The 238-nt window shown below is 66.7% G+C and carries 1 pseudogene; it reads right to left on the reverse strand.

The window, feature by feature from the left end:
* A pseudogene (locus CH42_RS16970) lies at positions 1-238 on the reverse strand (DNA primase); the annotation flags it as partial.

Raw genomic sequence — 238 nt, forward strand, 5'->3', positions numbered from 1 at the left:
CGCGTGAACAGTTCGCGCACGTCTTCCTCCCCGCGCTGCTGCCTCCGGTCGGAGGGGTCGCGACCTTCCGGAGCGACCGCGACGTACGTCTGCGCGGCGCACCGCTTCTCTTCGCTGAATGCGCGCAGCGCGGCCTTCTGGCCGGCTTCGTCGGGATGTACGTTTAACACTACCTCGGCTGCAGAATCATCTCCCCTGCTGCGGCGAAGTACGGCCATGGGGTCNTTGCCGACTTCCG

The organism is Leucobacter musarum subsp. musarum (genome assembly GCF_001273845.1).
Lineage (GTDB): Bacteria > Actinomycetota > Actinomycetes > Actinomycetales > Microbacteriaceae > Leucobacter > Leucobacter musarum.